Genomic DNA, 20403 nt, shown 5'->3' on the forward strand with positions numbered 1-20403 from the left:
TGCTTCACAGAACGTACATTAAAAAGCGGCCTATAGCAAAAGGGACCTCAGCATACAATGCGGGGTCCCTTTTGCTATATCAGATAAATTAATCCAATATTGTTTTATTCATAAATGATGAGAAGTTTACGGCTGCTGTACAGGCATCTGCGGCATATTCTGGAAAACTGTAAAAGCCAGAACTATGAAGATGACTGGAAGAAGAATCCCTATTGAACTGCACACAATCCCGGCGACAGCTGTTCCCCGGCCGGGTTGATTGTTCCGTTTAATATCACGCAGCGCAAGAATCCCAATAACCAGTCCGGCAGCGGCAAGCGGGAGGCCGAAAATACCGATCAAAAAGGTGAAAAGAATGGATATGATACCAATCACAAGAGAAACTACAGCTTTAATATTATTTTCATCTTTTACGGGTTCAAGTCTGTCGTTATTCGCCATGTTAGTTCACACCCTTTATATGAGCATTAACAATAAATACAACATTTGCTGAGCTTCTGCTTTCATTTGTCTTTCACTATACTTTCATTGAACTTTTCCCTCCATGCTCATTATTAAACGGCGGGGGAGGCTGACAGGCAAATTTTTATTTCGTCAGCCTGTACATTCGAAGCATGGAAATGAAAGCAAAGACCGGTCCCGGCACAAGAAAAAGAAAAGCATAACGCCATCCGATCAGATTTTCTACGAATGGGAGAAGCATTATAGCTGCTATAGTAAGAGCGAAGCCCGCGGCAAGCTGAAAAGTTAAGGCTGAACCGACGTAACGCTGGTCTGCATGTTCAGTAATTAATGCAGAAAACTGGGCAGAATCTGCGATAATACTTATTCCCCATACAACTCCGACAGCTGTGACTATCCATGGGGAAGCTCCGTAAAAAAATCCTATTGTCCCCGCAGAAACTGCAGAAATGCCGAGAGCCCATAAAGTAAGCAGTTCACGGCCGAATTTATCGGCAAATTTACCGCCAAGCCACGTACCGAAAAAACCGGATGAGATAACAACAAATGTAAGTATGGAAGCGAGCCGTGATGGCTCCTCTACTCCGGCTGCGTTCAGACTGTGTGTCAAAAAAATTCCATACCACGCCCACATGGCATAAAGCTCCCACATGTGACCGAGATAGCCGTAGTTGGCAAGCCTTACCGGTTTAACACTTAATGCTCTCGGAATAGCTTTCGGATCGAATTTACCTTTTGGAAGCACATAAGGGCCGGAAGGGACAAAAAGCAGAACAAGAAACCCTCCGGCTATCGAAGAAAAGCCGGCAGCGGCCAGTACCGGTTCCCATGTGCCTGTCCAGAAACCGCTGAACAAATGGGGACTAGCCGAACCTACAGTTAAAGCACCTACTGTAATACCCATTGCTGTTCCGCGGCGTACCCGGAACCAGGTAGAGACTAACTTCAACCCGGGGCCGTAAACTCCGGCAAGAGCCATGCCGGTAATAAATCGTAGGATTAAAGCCGTAGTTAGACCGTCTGCAAGAAAAATTGTGAGCAGAGTAGTAAGTCCTGCAGTTACAGCAGAATAAAAAAACAGACGTTCCGGCCGTATACGGTCGGGCAGATTCGTAAATGCGGAAAGAAGGGAACCGGCTACAAATCCCGCCTGTACCATTATGGTGACCATACTTCGGCCGGTGTCGGAAATCTCCCATTGCTGAGACAACTCTGGAAGAACGGCAGTCATAGCAAACCAGGAGGTCATGGCCCCAACCATTGCCAGAGATAATAAAAGAAGCCGGATCCTGTGCCTGCCGCTGAATTCAATATCCGGGTTCAGCTGATTCATTGTTCGATCCCGTTATCAGGAGCAGGATCATCCCAGCCCGTTGAGAATAAGTAAAGTGTAAACATCCAAATCCACCTTTCTTGAAATGAAATAATGAAGACAGCAAAAATATTGATCAGTATACTTGAAAAAATTTTCAGGCTGCTGTTAATAAAATCAGATAAAAACCAGCATATAAGCCGGTGAGAATAAAAAATAAATACATCATTTTCCTCTGGCCCTGCTGTCTTGCACCAACAGCTAAAAACAGCATTCCAAATATAATAAATAAATCAAGTACGAGTATAGGAACAGGGAGGCTGAGGAGCGATATCATCAGCCAGATGAGCGCAGCGAGTACGCCGAGAATTCCAAAAACCATCGAATCATCCTTTCGTATCAGGCGTCAGTAGACTTAAAAAATGGCTCTGTTAAAGCTCCGTATTGTTTTTGAAGGTTGCCTGCGCTCTTTTTTCTCTGCAGAAGGTGAGAACAGCAAACTATATCGGTGGATGTTCAACCACCTGCCTTTTCATACAAAGGAAGTAAAGACATCGTTTTTTAAAGGAAGCTTCACGAATTATTACTCCCGTGAGAACGGAGAAAGCAGCTGACAATGGTTATTCCAGAAAACATCTTTCTTATATTAGTTTTGAACTTCTTTTGAAACATGCACATAATAAACTGTAAGTTTGGAAAATATAGTATAAGGATACTGTAACATAACTAAACTTATCAAAAGAACTTCTGCAGTAAAGCAGTAAAGGAGTGGGGCAGATGATTATTCCGGCTGTTTTATGGAATAAGTGGATTTGGCTGTTGAGTGTACCTGTACTTATTATTGGAGTGGTGATTTTACTTATTTACCTGTTTCAGGACCGCCTCATATTCTATCCACAGACAATTACTGAAGAAGAAGCTGATAGAGTCTCACAAATGTACGAACGAGCAGAAGAAGTAATGTTTACTGGTGGAGAAGGGAAGGAGCTGCACGGGTGGCTTGTACATCCGCGTAAAAAAGCTGAAGAAGAAAAACTCTTAATATATTACGGGGGCAATGCGGAAGAATTATCCGGACAAATATCATTGATGTCTGAAAATCTTGCGGACTGGACGATACTGCTCGTCAACTACCGTGGTTATGGAATGAGTGAAGGAACTCCTGACGAAGAAATGATGTATGAAGATGCGCTTGCTGTGTTTGATAATGTGAATGGATTAATGGATCATGATCCTGCAAAGACGGTATTGATGGGAAGGAGTATCGGTACTGGAATTGCTGTGAAAGTCGCCTCAGAAAGACAGGTGGACGGGATGGTGCTGATCACTCCATTTGATTCACTGAAGGAAGTGGCCCGCTATCACTATCCTTTTCTTCCAGTGTCATGGCTGCTGCGTTATTCGTTTGATTCCGCTTCCCGCATCAACGATACTGACGCACCTCTTTTGATTATTGCCGGAGGAGAGGATCATATAATTCCGGAAGAACGGGCGCTGAGGCTGCTGGAAGAAAAAGAAGGAACATCTGATTATGAATTTATCGAAAATCGGGGGCATAATGATATTCATTCCTCGCCGCGCTTTTGGGAAGCTATAAAAAATTTTTTAATAAAAAGATAATGTTTAGCTGTCTTCGGAAAATTATCACTTTTTTTAATATACAGGGTTAGTTTCTTAAAAAGCGGGTATATATATAATAACAACAGAATTAATTCACACTGCAGGAGACTCAGCCATCGCGTTGATTCCGCGACTGACCTGAGTGGCTGATACGCCCCTTTAACGAAATGAAAGCTTTACAATGTAGAGTTTCCTGTTTCGGATGATGAGTAAGCTGTATCAAGCCGATGAAAGGGCATAGAATCTTATGTTTACCTGATTTTTTATCTGCTGGACAGACGACTACGTCGGGTACAAAAGATTCAGTGAACCTCCATAGGAGAGATGCCCGATTGAAAAGCCTGCGGAAAGCAGCTGAGACTGAAGCCTGTTACACCGCTCCAGTAAGTAGTCTAAGGATGAAATCTGGAATGAAGGTTACCAGAGCACAGTCAAGAAATGGTTGGGTCCCCTCCAGTGTGAATAAGCAAAAGCGGCATCGGTAGAAACTGATGCCGCTTTTGTATGAAGATTTACGAAAGGGTTAAAAACTTACCGGAGTCAGTAATAGCAGCGGTTAAAGTGGACTGCAAATAAAAAGTTTTCTAGCGACCGGGACTTTTTTCTTCAGAATCTTTGTCTTCTGTGAATTTAACGTCTCCCTCAGAAGATGAATCTGAACCAATAGATTCTTCACTCCGGCCGGGTTCGGGTGACGCTTCGTTTTCTGCTGGCTGGTCGGCTGCGGTTTCGGAAGCGGCAGGAGCCAATATAACAATATTACCTTTATTAATTTCAGCAGCATATCGTTCGGCTTCCTCTTGAGGGAAACCATGTTCTGTGAAGTTAAAAGGCTCTTTTGCATCGTTAGCAGAAGTGTCCCCGCTGAATTCCGTCTGTCCTTTAAAGGCAGTTTTTATTTTTTCCATAAAGGACATTTTTTCTTCCGGTGATTCTTCAATCTCTTCAGGGTTTTCCACGAGCTTTTCTGTTTTAGCAGAAGTCTCGTCACGCAGCCAGTCGGTTTTTTCTTTATCATTTACAACAATTATGATTTCTTCCGGTCGATGCCCTTCAACTTGAAGGTTTTCCACAGACTCTTTGGCCTCTTCTTCAGATTCATAAATGCCTGCAACTCTTCGTTTCACAAATATCCCTCCTTATAATTCACTCTTTACTCCATTATTCCCATCGAAGCTGTCCGGTAAAACAATAACTTTTTTCGTAATGTATTCTCTAACATATCATCACGTTTAAAAAAGCAGCAGGAGATTGGATACCAAGCAAAATTTTATAAAACTTTACTAACGAAAGCAGGAAAAGATTAATCAGCTGCAGAAAGTAGTTTCGTGTCCTGAAATAGTTCAGTTTATTAAGGAGGGTACTATGGCTGTTACGGAACTGGAGATATTAAAAAAACGATTTATGGCAATGAGAAAGCTGTCAGAGAAAATTGTGGAGCCTCTTGAAAAAGAAGACTATGTTGTGCAGGCTGTGGAAGATGTGAGTCCGCCGAAATGGCACCTGGCCCACACTACCTGGTTTTTTGAAGAATTTATTTTGAAGCAGCGGATCGAAGGTTATGAATACTACTTAAAAGACGCCAGAAAGCTCTTTAATTCTTATTATGAAACGATAAGCCGTCCGTTCCCCCGGTCGATGCGCGGTCTGATTACGAGACCGACAGTAGATGAAATAAAAACATACCGCAGGCAAGTAGATAAAAATATGGAAAAGCTCCTGGACAGCTCAGCACCTGATAAGGAGCTGGTCCACTTGATGGAGCTTGGAATCCAGCACGAGCAGCAGCATCAGGAACTATTAATAACAGATACAAAATTTAATTTATCGGTTAATCCGTCAGAACCGGTGTACAGTTCCCAGTTTCGGGACAGTCCAATCACCGGCCTTCCGGAAATAATGAACTGGATTCCTTTTGACGAAGGAGTAATCACTGTCGGGACGAACGACGAGTATTTTTCTTTTGATAATGAACAGCCGGAGCACCGGCATTATGTGTATTCATATAAAATTGCAGACCGTCCGGTATCGAACAGAGAATTTATTCAATTTATAAATGACGGAGGATACGAAACTCCGGACTACTGGCTGTCGGATGGCTGGGCGGCTGTAAAACAGGAAAATTGGAAAGCCCCTCTTTACTGGGAAAAATCTGGTGGGAAGTGGACCCATTTTTCGTTGACAGGGCGCAAAAATATCAACTTGGATGCTCCTGTTCAGCACGTAAGTTATTTTGAAGCGGACGCGTATGCCAGGTGGGCAGGTGCCAGGCTGCCAACAGAATTCGAGTGGGAAAATGCATTAAAAGAAGATGTAAGCGACGGGTGCTGTCTGGAACAGACGATTGGACTGGAGAACAGCCAGTTGTCGAATCTTCACACCGGATACGTCTGGGAATGGACAGCAAGTCCCTACGTGGCGTACCCGCAGGCGGCTCGTCCGGAAGGGGCGCTCGGGGAATACAACATGAAGTTTATGAACAGTCAGATGGTACTTCGGGGAGGTTCTGCCTTTACTCCTAAAACACACATACGCGGAACGTACCGCAATTTTTTCCCTCCGGAAAAACGATGGCAGTGCATGGGAATCCGACTGGCTGCCAATGTGTAACATGCTGAGTTCGTGAAATTAAAGGAGTATTCAGATATGGAAACAGGAACAATTCAACAGCTTATAAGATACCCGGTAAAATCGTTTGGCGGAGAATGTGTTATGAGCACCCGTGTAATGAATTATGGTTTGTACGGGGACCGGAGCCACGTGTTTCTCGATGAAAGCCGGGAAGGAAAGTTCTTAACAATTACACAGTTTAAGCAAATGGCTCTATATAAAGCAGCTTTTACCGGAGCGGAAAAGGACGAGGAATTCCCAGAGGTAACAATTGTTACACCTTCAGGGAACCGTATGAACTGGGGCGGAGAGGAGTTAAAAAAGGAAATTGAGAAAGGCTCTTCAACCCATGTCGCCTTTAAAAAGTACGAACCGGAATTAGTGCCGGCTGGAGCGATTGAAGAAGAGCATATCCTTTTAATTACAGATGCTTCCTTATCCAGGCTGGAAGAGATATGGGGGAAGAAAAAGCTCGATGCAATGAGGTTTCGTCCGAATATTATTTTGTCACTGAAAAACAAAATTCCATTCGCAGAAGAGGGGTGGACGGGTAAGAAACTTCAGATCGGACCGGAAGTAGAACTTTTCATTAAAAGGCCCTGTGAACGGTGCATGATAATAAACGTTGATCCAGAAGATGGCCTTCTCTCGCCGTCTCTTCTGAAAACTGTGGTCAATAACAGAGAAAATGTTTTTGGTATGTACTGTACTGTTTTAAAGAAAGGAACAATAAAAACGGGGGACAAAACAATACTGAAAGACGTTTAAAATAATGGTCTGACGGGTATTATAATTAAAAAACAAGTTAATTATATTTGTATAATAAAACCTGACCGGCTTCTTTTTTACATCGACGATGCAGAAAAGTGAACCCCTGTCAGGTTTTTTAAATAATTAACTGGACGTGCTGGTACCTGACGCCTGATCTTAATTAGAAGGGGGTTGGAAGCATGAAAGAAAAAAAGCTTGTTTTCCGTAAACAAAATGTATTGTATGAAAGAAAAATTTCCCGCTGCAGGGAAAAGGGTGTTTGTCCGGAATGCCGGGGGCGGGGGTTGGAGAAGGTTCTGCAGAATGAGTATTACTATGTGGAACCGTCTAAATGTGCCGGCTGCCAGGGGACCGGAAAATTTACAGACTGGAACAGATTGAAGGTTATCAGCTGATTGAACCACCCCAAATATCCGTCTTCCAATCTGTGCCGCACAGAAGGGGGGACGGATATTTGTGCATCAGTAAAAAAGCACATGACATTGTTACAGAGCTTACTATAGCGCTATGTTAAGTTCACTGTTAGTGCCAGGAAAATAAATCCGCTTTCAGCCTGCGTGCTAAGAAAAAAGAGACGCAGATACTCTCAAAAGCCTATTTTTTAAACAAATCCCAGAAGCTGAAGGAAGTTTTTTTATACACTTTATTATAGGCAGACTTTTTAGGGTTTTTTATAACTCCCATCCCTTTTCTGCCATAGCCGGGGGAGACAGCTTTTTTTAGCGATCTTTTCGCACGCCCTGTAGTTCTTGCTTTCAGTGACCGCTTGATACTCGGTTTACGCATGCCGAACTTCATATTCAATCCCTCCTGATATGATTCCATCATAGTACGGATTTCTATTGGCGAAAAGGAAAAACCTTCCTATATGTAGAAAATGGTTGTTATTTCCTCCTTCTGTATTATGAAAATAGAAAGGAATACGCAGGACAAACAGGCAGGTTACAGTACCTGGTGTTAATCAGAAATTCAGCAATTCTTTCACGGCGCCATTTGATTACGAGAGTAGTTTTCTCTGGATTATATGGAATAACGTCTCGTAAAACCAAGCAAGGCGCTGCCGGAAATCAGCGGCAGCGCCATGTTCTATTTAATGAGCCTCGTAAAGCACTTCTCCAGTAAAAGGATTAATGTAAATGTCCACATCGTCTTCACTAAACTCAACTTCAACTTCGTACACTTTCTGAGCCGGAAGCCGCGTAAGCTGTAGTACCTCCAATAACAGATACTGCAGCAAGGGATAAGAGGTTTTTTTCATTTGTAACATCTCCTCTGAATAATGTTTATTGGTTATGTTATTAATATATCCAGAAAAGATGAGAGGACGATGAACTTAAAATGAGAATTCGATGAGAAACATATGAGATTTTAAAATTTAACAGTTGCTGAGTAGTACAAGTATGGATCAATCATCGTATTCAACAGAAATAATTTCTCCTGTATAGGCGTCGATAACGATATCGGCGTCCACTCCCGTACTGTCGTTTTCAATTTCTATTTCAAAAACGAGTCGTCCATTATCTTCTTCAAGGTCGATATCATCTACTTCACCGGGATGTTCAGAAAGAGCGATTTCTGATGCTTCTTCTTCAGTCATCGGTTGAACGGGGGCTTCTTCCTCCAGAGAAAATAATTCGACGGAACCGGAGTAGGCATCAATTTCGAGCCTTCCCTTCTGATTATCAAGTGAGAAGATGACTTCATAGTGAGGTGGGTTACCCTCTGTCTGAAGTTCAACAGAAGATATATCCACGTCACCGGAAACGGTATTTTCGGTGATAGAGCGAATTTCCTCTTCAAGTAACAGGGACTGTTCTTCGGGGCTGCTTTCTTCATGTATATTTGTCAGCTCCATCTCCAGAATTTCTCCTGAGATGGGATCTACAAGTGTTCTATACTCCCCAGAAGAGGTATGAAAAACTACTAGATAGCCTTCCTCTTCATAAGAAAAATCTTTTATTTCTGCCTGATACCGGTTTTCTACCATAGCAGCCACGTCTGCACTATCTAATGATTCTTCCTCCTGTACAAAAAGAACGTAAATTAAGACAAGAGAGCCGGCTGTGAGAACCAAAAGAATAATTTTCATTGAAAGGCTCATAGTTTCGGCTCCTTTTTTACAGCAGGGAAGACAGAATAAAAATTAGAACCTTTTTCTGGAAGGCTTTCAACATAGATCTTCCCCTCGTGATATTCAGTAATCTGTTTAGCGATAGAGAGGCCGAGTCCCGTACCTCCTCCTGACCTGGTCCGTGCTTTATCCACCCTGTAAAAGCGGTCGAAAACGAAAGGAAGGTCTTTTTCGTGAATACCAATGCCTTTATCCTGCACTCCGACTGTGACATAATCGCCTTGTTTTCGCACATAAACAAATACGTCCGACATACTGTATTTTAACGCATTTTCTATCAGGAGATAAGCAAGCTGTTTTATCTGTATTTCATTACCTTCAATGAAGGTATTATCATCTGCATCAGTTATAATGTTCCGGTCATAAGCAAGTGCAAGCTGTCTTGCAGTGTCCCGAAAAAGAGGTGCAGGAGAAAGAACTTTTTTCTCAACTGCAGCATTTTCCCCGGAAGCAAGAGCCAGCATTTGATTAGTCAGCTCTTTCATGCGTGCAGCTTCGGAAGAAATAGCTTCTACGGACTCATTAAAAATTTCAGGTTTGTCCATCCCCCGGCGTTTCAACAGTTGAGCATAACTGTAAATGATTGTTAAAGGGGTTTTTAATTCGTGGGAAGCATCTGAAACAAACTGCTGCTGTTTTTCATAGTTTTCCCGAAGAAGGTCTATCATATGGTTAAAAGTCTGGCCCATATCCGCAAACTCATCGCTTCGTTTCTGGTCAAGAGGAATCTTCTGAAACGTTCCCTTTTGTTCAATTTGTTTCATTGTACTGACAAGCGCCTGTACAGGTCGTAAAATGAAGCGGCTTAATGATCTTGCTGCGAGAAAAGAGGGGAAAAGAATTACAGCAGTGGCAAAAATTAAAACAAACTGAAGAATCTGCAGTGTTTCTTCATACATTGCCATTGGTTCTGTCACTTCAAGGGTTACAACGGCTCCATCTTCCCATAATAAGGGAACTTCTGCAGAGGCATAGGAAACCCCGTCAAATTCAAAAGCCCGTGTTCTCTCTCTACCGGGGTTAGGATCACCTGCAGGGATGGCAGTAATTTCTGTATTTTGAGTTGTTACCGTCAAGAGACTGCTTCCTTCAGGACTGATTATGCGAAGCATACCATTTCCGGAAACATAGGATTCGATAAAAGATGTGGGATTTTCGTCAGGCTGTGCACTCACAGCTGCTGTAATAGCTTGTGCCTGCTCAAGCGTCCGATCTTTTTCTCCTTCCAGCAGATTCTGCTGAAACACAAAGTAAATTCCTATATTGACAGCTAAAAGTATTAAAAAAAGTAGACCGGTTGAATAAAGTGTCATGCGCTGGGCAAGCTTCATCTGTCTTCTTCCTTAAGTACGTACCCGACGCCGCGGACAGTGTGTAGATAATGTACAGAAAATGGCTTATCAAGTTTCTGTCGGAGGTAGCGTATATAAACATCCACAACGTTCGTTTCACCTTGATAGTCAAAACCCCACACTCTTTCCAACAGTTGATCTCTGGATAGGACCCGGTAAGGGTTTTCCATAAGAAATACAAGAAGATCATATTCCCGTGGTGTTAAATCCAGCTTTTCAGAACCACGCTTTGCTTCACGGCGTGGGAGATTGATTTCCACCTCCTGAAATTGAAGTTTTTCATCTGCGGATTTCCTGCTGTTTCTCCGCATAAGCACCCGGACACGTGCGAGAAGCTCTTCCATATCAAATGGTTTAGTAACATAATCATCTGCGCCCTGGTCAAGCCCGGTCACTTTATCGACGGTGGCATCTCTTGCTGTAAGCATTAAAACAGGAATGTCCTTGTTTGTTCTCCGGATTCTTCGGAGCAGTTCTATCCCACTTAATCCGGGGAGCATAACGTCCAAAATAAACAGACTGTAATCGTTATTTTGTATTTGCTGCCAGGCCTCCATGCCGTCATAAACTGATTCGGCTGCATACCCTTCGTATTCCAGCTCCAGCTGCAGTACACGGGCTATTTTTTGTTCGTCTTCCACTATTAGAATTTTTTCGCTCATAGTTCCCTTCTTCCCGGGCTGCAGCAGCCCCGTAAGTTGACTGCAAAAAAAGACTGCTATGATTAAGTGTATACGCTTTTCCAGAGAGAAATGCAATTTTTTAAACAGAGTTTTTGAGCTGGCGGTTTACTTGTGTTTGAATATGATTAAAAATAGGGAATAATAGTTCAAAAAGGAGGAGAAATTAAATGCTTAAAAAGCTCAGCACGAGTGAAGGAGATATTCTGGAATATGAAATAGAAGGAAAAATTTCTGCAGAGGAAGAAGAAGAAATGCTCAAAGAAGTCAGGAGACTGATCGAAACTCATGGTAAAATCAGAATGCTCGAATACACGGAAAAGATGCCGACCGGCAACCTGAGTTCCTTCAAGGATTATTTCGGTTTTTTGAAGGATGACTTAAAAAATGTTGAGAAATATGCTCTCGTTACAGATTCCTCTGCAGCCTCAGGGCTGGTTAAAGCCGGAGATGCTTTTACTAAAGCTAATTTCAGGACGTTCGGAACAGAGGATTTGGAAAAAGCGAGAGAATGGCTTCGACAGCCTTCTAAATAAATAGTTAAAACGGCACCGAGTGCGGCTTACACCATAAAACAACCCGGAAAATTAAAGAAGTCAATTTTCCGGGTTGTTTTCAATTAGTGGGAAGTTGTAAAAGGAGGCTGGGAGGTCCTGCAGATAGGGGACAGCTTTTCTAATGTTTTTAATGATAGTAAAATCGAGATCTTCAATCAGCAAGCTTTCCCCATCACGGGGAGCTTCTTTCAGTACTGCTCCATCAGGGCGCACGAATTTACTTTTTCCACAGCTGCCTTCGTGTACAGTGTTAACTCCCATAACAAACACTGTGTTATCAAGAGCCCGTGCCGGCAGCTGGATGTCCCACCGGCTTTCGGCCTCTAAACTCCATACTGAAGGGACAACGATCAAATCTGCCCCCTGGAGAGCAAGAAGGCGGCTTGGTTCAGGGAATTCAGCGTCGGCACAAATTAAAATGCCGATTTTACCTAAAGAAGTCTCCACCGGCTTATAGCATTTTTTACCTGAAGAAAATATCCGCTTTTCGTTTCCCCATAAAAAAGATTTCCTGTAGACGGAAAGAAGACTTCCGGTGCGCTCAATAATGGCAGCAGAAATAAACAGGCGGCTTTCGTATTTTTCTGCAAAGGGAACAACAAGAACTGTCTGAAGCTCCCTGGCCAGCTCCTGAAAAGAAGTAATTAAACTTCCAGAGAAGGCTTCGGCGAGAGAGTGGTAATTTTCTTCGGTAAGTCCGTACCCAGTAATTGGAAGTTCAGGGAGTACTATTAAATCTGCACCTTTAGCAGCCGCTTCTCTTATGCAGCCGGCAGCTTTATTGAAATTTTCCACAGTATCTCCTGGTTTTACATGTAATTGTAAAGCTGCAGTTCGTATCATGATTTCCATCCTTTCCTGCCGTCTAATCCGACTTAGTAACAATTGACGGATTAAGAAGATATAAGCTTATTCAGATGTGAATTATTATATACTATAATAAATAAAGAACCAAAACAGTTTTAATGATCAGCTCTGCCTTGAAGTAGCTCTGCAGCAGATGAAGAAAGCGCATCCATTATTAAATCAGCCGGCAAATTCAGCAGGGCCTGATTTTTTTACAGAACTCTTTATGTTATATAGATCCAATCTGATTAAGTTTTAAGCTGCTTTGAAAATAAAAATTGAACGTCCACTTTCGTTTCCATGGAGAGGCTTCCCGAGCGGACAGGCCTCAGCGGATTCCATCCTCCTGTGATCGGTTGGATGGATCTTCGACTAGGCCATCATCGCTCTGAAGTCCCTTCGTGTCCACTACAGCTTATGACAAAAAGACCTCGTCCTTTCATCTGTCATTGTGCAGTGATTACGCATGAGTATCTCTGTTAAAGCTCCGGGTTGTGACTCAGGGAGAGAGAAGACGCTTTTCTAATAAAAAACAAGTTTGATTTTCCCATGTTTACGTAAGAGCCGCGAACTTTAACATAGCAAAGTTTTATATAATGAAGGCCATGAATGCTGTAGTTAATTTTAATCGCTGTGATTAAATTGAATTTACCAGAGTGAGAAGGTTTTCATAAGTCTGGCCTGATATGTGGGTACAGCAGGGGTTACAGCGGAGCAGGACAGCCTGTATAGAAGCAGTAACGTAGGATAAAAAGGGGAAAGGCGGGGGAAGATGCGGGGATTTTTGGATATGATAGATTATGACGATATCGACAAAGGGATAGTAGTTACAGCTATTCTTGCAGTATTAATGGCTGTGATGATGCCCATTGTAATTGTGCTGCTTTTTCAGGAAATATTTTTCTATAATCAGGATCAGTGGCTGCTCTCCAGGCCGGCTCTTTCTTACATTATCGTTATAGGCAGCTTTCTGGTTATTCCGGTTGCAGCGATCATTTATTTCTCGACGAAAAAAATATGGAAGCGAATGCATCCAATAGTAGGTGGCGCTGCCTTTCTTTTGATCGCCCTTATGGCTCTGCCTATAGCTTTTTCAGGGATGATGCACTACTATTATTTTGATGACGAAGGGTTTTCAGTCAATCCTCTCTTTTCCTTCGAAGAAAACCACTATGCTTGGGAGGAAATCGACCAAATTGCTCTTCACATTAACGAAGAAGGAGACCGTGCTTCCTATGAATCAATAGAATTATTTTTTTCGGTAGGGCAGCGGTATGAACTCAGCATGAACAGTGAACTTGTTACTTACAGGCAGCGTATATTCCGATCAGTGGAAGAGCACGGGGGAGAGATATTAAGATAGCTCAATATAAACTCTTTTACGTGTAGTGAAACCCCGGATCTATATACTATTCAATCATTAGAGTTTCAACTAACGATCAAAAACCACTTTTTTCAAACGTTGAAGACTGGTTCTTTAATAGTTAAAGATGTAATGGCCGGAAAATTTATTGTTGTAAATGAATGGGGAGGCTTGTCATGAGGAGAGAAAAAGTGAAAGTGCAGGGAGAAAGGTGGTTCCCGTCAGAAAAATCTTTTTCTGATGAGATGAGAGATTTATGGGGGAACTGGTATTGTGATTCGGAAACAGGAAAGCTTCGTGCGGTGCTTATGCACAGGCCGGGCCGGGAAATTGAAGGAATGACAGCAGAAACGGTGGAAAAATATCGTTTTCGGGGAGTAATCGATCCAGAGAAGGCTCGGCGGGAACACGACAAACTCACGGAAGTATACAGAGATAAGGGAGTAGAGGTTCATTATGTGGAAAATCAGCGGATAGACAGGCCCAATGCAATGTTTATGCGGGATTTAATGCTTATGACGCCGGAGGGTGCAATCCTTTCACGTCCGGCGGTGTCTTCCCGGCGTGGCGAAGAAAAGGCAGTGGCAGAAAAATTCATCAAATTGGGTGTTCCTGTTATTAAAACGATCAATGGGGAAGGTTTTTTTGAAGGAGCCAATGCAATGTGGATCGACAGGGAGACGGTCATACTTGGGACAGGAAGCCGGACCAACGAAGCTGGAGCTCATCAGGTGGAAAGAGAACTCCGAAGCATTGGAGTAACAGAAATTATCCGTACCCCTGTACCGTACGGATCCATTCATCTCGATGGATTTATGAACATGGTGGATAAGAGGAAACTTGCTGTATTTCCTTGGCATTTAGCATATGATACTGCTGAATTACTGATGAATAAAGGTATTGAATTGATTGAAGTGACTAATATTGAAGAAATTAAAAACGGGATGGCGCTTAATTTCATAGTACTGGAACCTGGGAAAATTGTAATGCCTGCAGGGTGTCCGGACTCCAAAGCAGTCTTCGAATCTCATCAAATAGAAGTTATTGAAGTAGAGTTGTCTGAACTTCTGAAAGGGTGGGGGGCGGTCCATTGTATGACAGCATTTTTGAGAAGAGATACAGCTATAAGTTAATAAAAAGGATACAGGCCGAAGTGGAAATTATACTTTGAAACGTTAATTATTGGATGAGAATCGGAGAGGGGGGCTCTCCGATTCTTTTTGTTTATATAAAAAGTTTTTACCAAAATGTCCGGCATGGACGAAGGTGGAATTCAGCGAAGTCGGAAGATTTTTTTCAAAGCCTGAGACTAACAGCTGAAGACAGGCCCTGCGTCAGAGTTGAATGCAGGAGAAAACCTGTACACCCGGAAAAATAATAATCTCAGACCTGGACATAATCAGGGGGACTGATGAAGCAGGATTTTGTGTGCGTCCAACAGACTAACCCGGAGCTGCAGTAGATATGCATATAAATGAGCTTATAATATTATTTGTTCCAGGTGAAGGGAACTAAGAAAAATGCAGCTCAATCTTTTGGTAGTCATCCTTCCGTCCGGTTTCGTCAGCAAGCTGTTTAAAAGCTTCCAAAAGAAACTTACGGTCAAGCCGGTAAATTTTGTCCGGGTCAAGATGCAAAGCTGTATCGTATATGAAATCCCACACTGCCTGCTTTTTCTGCTCGTCAATAGCCGGGGCTAACTTGCTGAATGCTTTTGTCATTTCTGCGATTATTAAATGGTCATTGCCGGCATAGAAACGGATGTAGCCAAAGCCTTTGTGAAGATATGATTCAAACGATTCCGACACGAGAATAACCCGGACCTGCCTGTCGTGATCGACAAGGTACGGAGTAAAAGTAACGTGACTGACGACGTTCAGCATCAGTTCTGCCATCTGATGAATACTGTTTATGACAGTTTTTGGGTCATTGTTACCGAGTGATTTAACGGCTATTTCTGAAAGTTTATGCATACCAAGGTGGAGATCCTGAACTTCAAGCTCTTTATGACCGATACGGATCATGTCGAAGTATTGGTTCTCATCGATTGCTTCAACGTTTTTACCCCAGTAGCTGAAAAGTGTATTTCCTTCAAGAACATACTCTCCCATACTTACATGAAATTGAATGATGACATTGTCTCTGCGGGCGTGTTCAATCATTTTGCGGTAGTCGATAAGCTGAATATAACCGTTACGTTCAGCCGGAACGAAAGTTTCTTTAGATTTTTCTTCATTCATAATGTATCCGGGCTCTTTCGTACGATAAACTTCCAGCTCTTCGCTAAGCGTCGTTTTAATTATTTTCTGCGAATTTTTTTTCATGGTGTCAGTAATATTGTGCACCTGCATCCAGGTGGTCGCATGGTTAATAAAATAAATAAACGTTATCGATGACAAGAAAGTTACAGATATCGTAACTGCCGGCACAACGGCGAATACCTCTCTCTGGGTGCTGCCGATAAAAAGAAACACAACGAGCACGTAAACAAAGTTACCGTTGAATATACCGAGGGCATGCTGCGTTTTTTTATCTGATACAAAATTAAGAAGCATTCTTGGTGAAAATTGTCCGCTGAACGTAGTCAGGAAGACAAGCAGGGAGTTCAGCGTGAAGGCACTTAATGTCAGAATACCACCGATCAGGGTACTGACAAGAACCTGCGTAGCTTCTGCACTGATCCGCATAATTGGCGGCACATATGTTTCAGCTTCCATTAAAATATCCGCTGTCAGTGTAGCCGCAACGAGAAGCAGTGAAAGAGTGATATATAATAGCGGCATGTACCATAGCGTGGACTGCATTTCATGTTTTCTTTCCCGTCTGTTCATTTGAAAATATTTTCTCAACGATTCAGGAAGCCATTTATACAATGAAAAATTCCTCCGTTTCAACATATTTAGTTTTATTATTGTTCATTAAAAGCTGCTGGCAGCCGCAATTGTATTTCCAGCAGTCTATGATACAAATAGAACTATTAAATTTAAAAAGCACTTTTCCCTCATACCCGCTCCCAAAACTTCAATAAACTCGAAATGATGATTTTGTTTACAGGGGGTCGTTACTCCTGTGTAAAATGATTTTCTACTCGTCGTCATGAAGTGGTGCCCTGCCACTTCTAAAGTATCAGATATCACCGGTTCCAGCGAATGGGCGAGGCATTTTACTGAAAATTGTTCACTAAAATGAAAAAAATTAAGCACAACAGCTTATAAATTGATATAATAACTTGGAAGTATTTTGTAATATTAAGATGCATTAGTAATTTTATTTTCCGTTAAATGTTAATAAATAATAGGGGGGGATGCTACTTTTCACGGGAACAGGCGGCAAGACTGCCCTGCTGCTATTTTGAAGAAATTTCACTGCGGGTGCGGGGGAATTTCTCCAGCTGCAGCTTTTTAAAGTAATGCTGGAGTACAGCAGATTAGTAAAAAGAATTGAAAGGGATGGGAAGATGAAAAGAACTATTGGGACGATATTTATTTCTTTTTTGTTAAGCTTATTTTTGTTTGGAGGTTTCGCTTCAGCAGAAGTGAAAGAAATAACGGTAGACTTAAAGCAGTATATAAACAACGCTTCATCCGTTAATGTCGAGTTAAAAGGTGATTATTATCTTGAAGACGGTACTGTAATGGAAGAAGGAAAAAATTATCAAGTTAAGACGGACGGTCAGAATATACTGTTTATGAACGGGACGGAGAAAAAAGCTGAAAGCAGGAGTTTTACTTTAACCCCTGAAAAGTACGAAAATCAATATATTAAAATCAACGATCAGAGTTATCTTGGAAACATGAAATTTCAGTCAGACAAACGGGGGAGCAGCTATGCAGTACTTCCTACAAACACCCTTTTATTTGAAGATTATTTGAAAGGTGTAGTTCCAAGAGAAATGAGTGACAGCACAGGAAATACAGACGCTCAAGGAAACAGCGGACTGGAAGCCCTGAAAGCACAGGCTATAATTGCGAGAACTTTTGCCCAGGCAAGAATGGACAGAACTTTGGAGGATACGACCAACGATCAGGTATACGGTGGTCTTCTGGATGCGCCGAACAGTATCAAAGCTGTGAACGAAACCGTCGGAGAGGTACTCACTTACGAAGGCAAACTGTTTGAAACATTTTATTCAGCCAGTAATGGGGGAATCGTCCAGTCCAATGTAAATGCATGGGGAGGAAGCTCCCTGCCATATTTGCAAAAGAGAACCGATGACTATGATCCTAAGCCTGAATGGAATTTCGACATTAAGCGGAAGGATGCTGGTTCTCCTGTTTATAAAATATTTGAAAACCTGGTCAAAAGACACGGGGGAGATGATTTCTCAAGTGGAGAAGTAAAAGTAAAAGATATCATTAATATTGTTCCACTTGATTTTGCTTCTAACGAAAGGATTTTAATGCAGGTTGAGGCTTTAGTTGAGAAGAATGGAAGTTCTTCTACTTTGAAGTTTAAAGCCCCTGTTTATGAATTTCGCATTGAGCTTTTAGGTTCAGGTATAAGCGGCATGGGGAGTCATGTCATTACTGACGTCAAGGTTACAAACAATGCGATTTCGTTGAAGGGTAAAGGACTTGGCCATGGGGTAGGTTTAAGTCAGCGGGGGGCTATTCAACGGGCTTTGAATGGTTACAGCGATCAAAGTATTTTAGCTTTTTACTTCCCTAATGCGTTAATCGAACATAACGGTGATCAATACGATCCGGATAACGTAAGCTGGAAAGTACCTTCAGAACCTGATGAGACTAAAGAAGATAAAATGTCTCTGAAAGAATTTTATGCAGACGTCAATCCCGGTAACGATCTGCGGGTAACGGTTTCGACTTCCAGGTCGGGGAATTTAGAAGTACATTTGAAAAAAGACGGAGAAATTGTCGAGACGCTTCAGGAACGTACCTGGCTCAGTGCCGGAGATAATAATTACAGTTTTGATGCATCTGAACTGGAAGGTACATATACCGTTTCAGTAAGAGCTGCTGATGCCGACAGCAACGTTGTAAATGAATCGAAATCAGTCAGCTTCGACGACTTGTCTCAATTAATAAAGTCTATGGATATCAGTTCAAAAGACAGGAAAGTAGAAATTACGTATGAAACCGCAAGGAACAGTAATGTTTCCATAAATATATTGGACGAAAATGATGAACTGATAGAAGAATTAAAATCCAGAAGCTGGGATAAGGCCGGGAAAGAAACAATTTCCTGGGATCCTGGGGAGCTTTCAGGCGAATTTACTTTTGAGTTAAGAGCAGCAGATGGTATGCAGGTCGCCTATGAAACGAAAACAGTCACTATCGAAGAGTTAAAAAAACTGGAAGACATGATTGAGCTGACGAATGTTGAATACAAGGATGGTAAAGTTATCGTTGCTTTTACTTCCGAAACTGGTGCGAATCTTTCTATAGATCTTCTGGATAATAATGAACAAAAAGTAAAAGAATTAAAATCCAGATCGTGGGACAGTGCCGGCTCCTATGAAATAGAATGGGAAGTAGAAGATGTGCATGGCGGCCACATTGTTCAATTAAGAGCAGCAGACGGGAACGAGGTAATTTTTAAAGAAGAATCAGTGGAAATTCCTTCTCCTCTTTCAGCTGTAATCAATGATATTAAACTGGAAGACAGAGAAGTACTTGTAAGCTATGAAACGATGAAAAATGCCAATGTTTCGATTGAAGTATACGATAAAGACGGCAGTCAAGTTGATACGGTGAAAGAAAGAAGCTGGGATCAGGCTGGAAAAAACACAGTAACCTGGGATGCCGGGACGTATACAGGTACGCATACATTTAAGCTTCGGGCGGCAGACGGAAGTAAAGTAGTGTATGAGGAAAAATCGCTGGAGATTCCGGGACTGGATTTGGTTACTAAAGCAGCCTTGGATCTTGAAAACCGTAAAGTATCCTTCACTTATAAAACGATGAAAAATGCCAATGTTTCAATCGAAGTATTCGATAAAGACGGCAGTCATGTTGATACGATGAAAGAAAGAAGCTGGGACCAGGCTGGAGAAAATACAGTAACCTGGGAGGCCGGCTCCTACGCCGGCAAGTACACATTTGAGCTTCGGGCAGCAGATGGAAATGAAGTAGTGTATGAGGAAAAGTCACTGGAAATTCCTGAGATTGGACTGGCAGTAGTGAATGAGATGAAAATTGACAGTGAAGAGGTTGAAATGCATTATACGACCTATAACAATGCTAACGTTTCGGCTGCTGTCTATGGCAGTCAAGGCAACAAAGTAAAAGATATTAAAGAAAGAACATGGGACAAAGCAGGAAGCAGCAAAGTAAACTGGGACAGCGAAGGTCTAACTGGAGAATTCATAATCGAGCTGCGGGTGGCGGATGGAAGCGAAGTTATATATTTGGAAGAGGACATACTATTATAAACGATAATAGAAAAAAACGATAAAAGGTTTCCGGCTTAAAATCCGGAAACCTTTTATTTTGTTACGGTCAAATAACCTTCAGTAAACCAGATATTCATAATTTGGTTCTGAATAAATGAACCAGGTGAAATTCCGGGTATATCTAACATAATTAAAGCCGCAAGTCTGCCAAGGTTCCCGTATTCACGAATACAAAGATAAACAGAACCGACAAAGATCAGGGAGGCAGATTAATGTTTACAGCAGCGATGAACGATCCATATCGAAAAGACCGTGTACAGTGAGGAGAATGGAAATATCGGGAAAAA

At 42.1% G+C, this 20403-nt stretch carries 19 protein-coding genes; 8 read left to right on the forward strand and 11 right to left on the reverse strand.

Annotated features, from left to right (window positions below; all coding sequences use genetic code 11):
- Positions 1 to 126 precede the first annotated feature (126 nt).
- The 3 genes from C6Y45_RS01835 to C6Y45_RS01845 all read right to left on the reverse strand — a co-directional run bounded on the left by C6Y45_RS01835 (position 127) and on the right by C6Y45_RS01845 (position 2156).
- Positions 127 to 441, reverse strand: coding sequence for a DUF4190 domain-containing protein (locus C6Y45_RS01835; RefSeq protein ID WP_107583321.1), 315 nt, complete (start codon positions 439 to 441; stop codon positions 127 to 129).
- A gap of 145 nt (positions 442 to 586) precedes the next feature.
- Positions 587 to 1795 carry an MFS transporter gene (locus C6Y45_RS01840; protein WP_107583322.1) on the reverse strand — a complete coding sequence of 403 codons (1209 nt, stop codon included), beginning with the start codon at positions 1793 to 1795 and terminating at the stop codon, positions 587 to 589.
- Between the two features lie 136 nt (positions 1796 to 1931).
- The gene (locus C6Y45_RS01845; RefSeq protein ID WP_107583323.1) at positions 1932 to 2156 is read right to left on the reverse strand and encodes a hypothetical protein; all 225 of its coding nucleotides are present in this window, start codon (positions 2154 to 2156) and stop codon (positions 1932 to 1934) included.
- 437 nt (positions 2157 to 2593) lie between these two features.
- Between C6Y45_RS01845 and C6Y45_RS01855 the strand changes: the two genes are divergently transcribed.
- Positions 2594 to 3394 (forward strand): alpha/beta hydrolase, encoded by an 801-nt coding sequence (locus C6Y45_RS01855; protein WP_160058069.1) that lies wholly within the window; start codon positions 2594 to 2596, stop codon positions 3392 to 3394.
- A 584-nt stretch (positions 3395 to 3978) separates the two neighbouring features.
- Here the strand turns inward: C6Y45_RS01855 and C6Y45_RS01860 are convergent.
- Positions 3979 to 4521 (reverse strand): general stress protein, encoded by a 543-nt coding sequence (locus C6Y45_RS01860; protein WP_160058070.1) that lies wholly within the window; start codon positions 4519 to 4521, stop codon positions 3979 to 3981.
- A 238-nt stretch (positions 4522 to 4759) separates the two neighbouring features.
- Here C6Y45_RS01860 and egtB point away from each other — a divergent pair, with 238 nt between their 5' ends.
- The 3 genes from egtB to C6Y45_RS01875 all read left to right on the forward strand — a co-directional run bounded on the left by egtB (position 4760) and on the right by C6Y45_RS01875 (position 7170).
- Positions 4760 to 6004, forward strand: a complete 1245-nt coding sequence (egtB, locus tag C6Y45_RS01865; RefSeq protein WP_107583327.1) for an ergothioneine biosynthesis protein EgtB — start codon at positions 4760 to 4762, stop codon at positions 6002 to 6004.
- A gap of 36 nt (positions 6005 to 6040) precedes the next feature.
- The gene (locus tag C6Y45_RS01870) at positions 6041 to 6772 is read left to right on the forward strand and encodes an MOSC domain-containing protein (protein ID WP_107583328.1); all 732 of its coding nucleotides are present in this window, start codon (positions 6041 to 6043) and stop codon (positions 6770 to 6772) included.
- 182 nt (positions 6773 to 6954) lie between these two features.
- A complete protein-coding gene (locus tag C6Y45_RS01875) occupies positions 6955 to 7170 on the forward strand; it encodes a methionine aminopeptidase (RefSeq protein WP_107583329.1) in 216 nt (71 codons plus the stop codon).
- A 199-nt stretch (positions 7171 to 7369) separates the two neighbouring features.
- Here the strand turns inward: C6Y45_RS01875 and C6Y45_RS01880 are convergent, their stop codons facing one another.
- The 5 genes from C6Y45_RS01880 to C6Y45_RS01895 form a co-directional block, all read right to left on the reverse strand.
- Entirely contained in the window at positions 7370 to 7573 is a 204-nt protein-coding gene (locus tag C6Y45_RS01880) for a hypothetical protein (RefSeq protein WP_107583330.1), read from the reverse strand.
- Positions 7574 to 7865: 292 nt separating this feature from the next.
- Positions 7866 to 8033, reverse strand: a complete 168-nt coding sequence (locus C6Y45_RS17255; protein ID WP_160058071.1) for a PepSY domain-containing protein — start codon at positions 8031 to 8033, stop codon at positions 7866 to 7868.
- A 147-nt stretch (positions 8034 to 8180) separates the two neighbouring features.
- Complete coding sequence (locus C6Y45_RS01885; protein ID WP_107583331.1) at positions 8181 to 8876, reverse strand: PepSY domain-containing protein; 696 nt, start codon at positions 8874 to 8876, stop codon at positions 8181 to 8183.
- Entirely contained in the window at positions 8873 to 10237 is a 1365-nt protein-coding gene (locus C6Y45_RS01890) for a sensor histidine kinase (protein WP_107583332.1), read from the reverse strand. Before C6Y45_RS01890 ends, C6Y45_RS01885 begins: the two co-directional genes overlap by 4 nt.
- Positions 10234 to 10920 carry a response regulator transcription factor gene (locus C6Y45_RS01895; protein WP_107583333.1) on the reverse strand — a complete coding sequence of 229 codons (687 nt, stop codon included), beginning with the start codon at positions 10918 to 10920 and terminating at the stop codon, positions 10234 to 10236. The genes C6Y45_RS01890 and C6Y45_RS01895 overlap by 4 nt, the downstream gene beginning before the upstream one ends.
- Before the next feature lie 188 nt (positions 10921 to 11108).
- Between C6Y45_RS01895 and C6Y45_RS01900 the strand changes: the two genes are divergently transcribed.
- Positions 11109 to 11474 carry a SpoIIAA family protein gene (locus tag C6Y45_RS01900; RefSeq protein ID WP_107583334.1) on the forward strand — a complete coding sequence of 122 codons (366 nt, stop codon included), beginning with the start codon at positions 11109 to 11111 and terminating at the stop codon, positions 11472 to 11474.
- Between the two features lie 60 nt (positions 11475 to 11534).
- On the opposite strand, the gene C6Y45_RS01905 is transcribed toward C6Y45_RS01900, so the two are convergent.
- The gene (locus C6Y45_RS01905; protein WP_245922473.1) at positions 11535 to 12338 is read right to left on the reverse strand and encodes a nitrilase-related carbon-nitrogen hydrolase; all 804 of its coding nucleotides are present in this window, start codon (positions 12336 to 12338) and stop codon (positions 11535 to 11537) included.
- Positions 12339 to 13113: 775 nt separating this feature from the next.
- On the opposite strand from C6Y45_RS01905, the gene C6Y45_RS01910 reads away from it, so the two are divergent.
- Together C6Y45_RS01910 and C6Y45_RS01915 are read left to right on the forward strand one after the other, a co-directional pair.
- Positions 13114 to 13704: a hypothetical protein gene (locus tag C6Y45_RS01910; RefSeq protein WP_107583335.1), complete on the forward strand. Its 591-nt coding sequence runs from the start codon at positions 13114 to 13116 to the stop codon at positions 13702 to 13704.
- A gap of 176 nt (positions 13705 to 13880) precedes the next feature.
- On the forward strand, positions 13881 to 14837 hold the full coding sequence (locus C6Y45_RS01915; protein ID WP_107583336.1) for a dimethylarginine dimethylaminohydrolase family protein: 957 nt from the start codon (positions 13881 to 13883) through the stop codon (positions 14835 to 14837).
- Positions 14838 to 15215: 378 nt separating this feature from the next.
- Here the strand turns inward: C6Y45_RS01915 and C6Y45_RS01920 are convergent, their stop codons facing one another.
- The gene (locus C6Y45_RS01920; protein ID WP_245922475.1) at positions 15216 to 16577 is read right to left on the reverse strand and encodes a DUF2254 domain-containing protein; all 1362 of its coding nucleotides are present in this window, start codon (positions 16575 to 16577) and stop codon (positions 15216 to 15218) included.
- Positions 16578 to 17161: 584 nt separating this feature from the next.
- Here C6Y45_RS01920 and C6Y45_RS01925 point away from each other — a divergent pair.
- Positions 17162 to 20095: a SpoIID/LytB domain-containing protein gene (locus C6Y45_RS01925; protein WP_160058072.1), complete on the forward strand. Its 2934-nt coding sequence runs from the start codon at positions 17162 to 17164 to the stop codon at positions 20093 to 20095.
- Positions 20096 to 20403 lie beyond the last annotated feature (308 nt).

Source organism: Alkalicoccus saliphilus, from assembly GCF_003044065.1.
In the GTDB taxonomy this organism is placed as follows: Bacteria; Bacillota; Bacilli; order Bacillales; family Salisediminibacteriaceae; genus Alkalicoccus; species Alkalicoccus saliphilus.

Bases quoted from the DNA above. Each gene is read 5' to 3' on its own strand.
- C6Y45_RS01835 (WP_107583321.1), bottom strand. From the start codon at position 441: ATGGCGAATAACGACAGACTTGAACCCGTAAAAGATGAAAATAATATT.
- C6Y45_RS01840 (WP_107583322.1), bottom strand. From the start codon at position 1,795: ATGAATCAGCTGAACCCGGATATTGAATTCAGCGGCAGGCACAGGATC.
- C6Y45_RS01845 (WP_107583323.1), bottom strand. From the start codon at position 2,156: ATGGTTTTTGGAATTCTCGGCGTACTCGCTGCGCTCATCTGGCTGATG.
- egtB (WP_107583327.1), top strand. From the start codon at position 4,760: ATGGCTGTTACGGAACTGGAGATATTAAAAAAACGATTTATGGCAATG.
- C6Y45_RS01870 (WP_107583328.1), top strand. From the start codon at position 6,041: ATGGAAACAGGAACAATTCAACAGCTTATAAGATACCCGGTAAAATCG.
- C6Y45_RS01875 (WP_107583329.1), top strand. From the start codon at position 6,955: ATGAAAGAAAAAAAGCTTGTTTTCCGTAAACAAAATGTATTGTATGAA.
- C6Y45_RS01880 (WP_107583330.1), bottom strand. From the start codon at position 7,573: ATGAAGTTCGGCATGCGTAAACCGAGTATCAAGCGGTCACTGAAAGCA.
- C6Y45_RS17255 (WP_160058071.1), bottom strand. From the start codon at position 8,033: ATGAAAAAAACCTCTTATCCCTTGCTGCAGTATCTGTTATTGGAGGTA.
- C6Y45_RS01885 (WP_107583331.1), bottom strand. From the start codon at position 8,876: ATGAGCCTTTCAATGAAAATTATTCTTTTGGTTCTCACAGCCGGCTCT.
- C6Y45_RS01890 (WP_107583332.1), bottom strand. From the start codon at position 10,237: ATGAAGCTTGCCCAGCGCATGACACTTTATTCAACCGGTCTACTTTTT.
- C6Y45_RS01895 (WP_107583333.1), bottom strand. From the start codon at position 10,920: ATGAGCGAAAAAATTCTAATAGTGGAAGACGAACAAAAAATAGCCCGT.
- C6Y45_RS01900 (WP_107583334.1), top strand. From the start codon at position 11,109: ATGCTTAAAAAGCTCAGCACGAGTGAAGGAGATATTCTGGAATATGAA.
- C6Y45_RS01905 (WP_245922473.1), bottom strand. From the start codon at position 12,338: ATGATACGAACTGCAGCTTTACAATTACATGTAAAACCAGGAGATACT.
- C6Y45_RS01910 (WP_107583335.1), top strand. From the start codon at position 13,114: ATGCGGGGATTTTTGGATATGATAGATTATGACGATATCGACAAAGGG.
- C6Y45_RS01915 (WP_107583336.1), top strand. From the start codon at position 13,881: ATGAGGAGAGAAAAAGTGAAAGTGCAGGGAGAAAGGTGGTTCCCGTCA.
- C6Y45_RS01925 (WP_160058072.1), top strand. From the start codon at position 17,162: ATGAAAAGAACTATTGGGACGATATTTATTTCTTTTTTGTTAAGCTTA.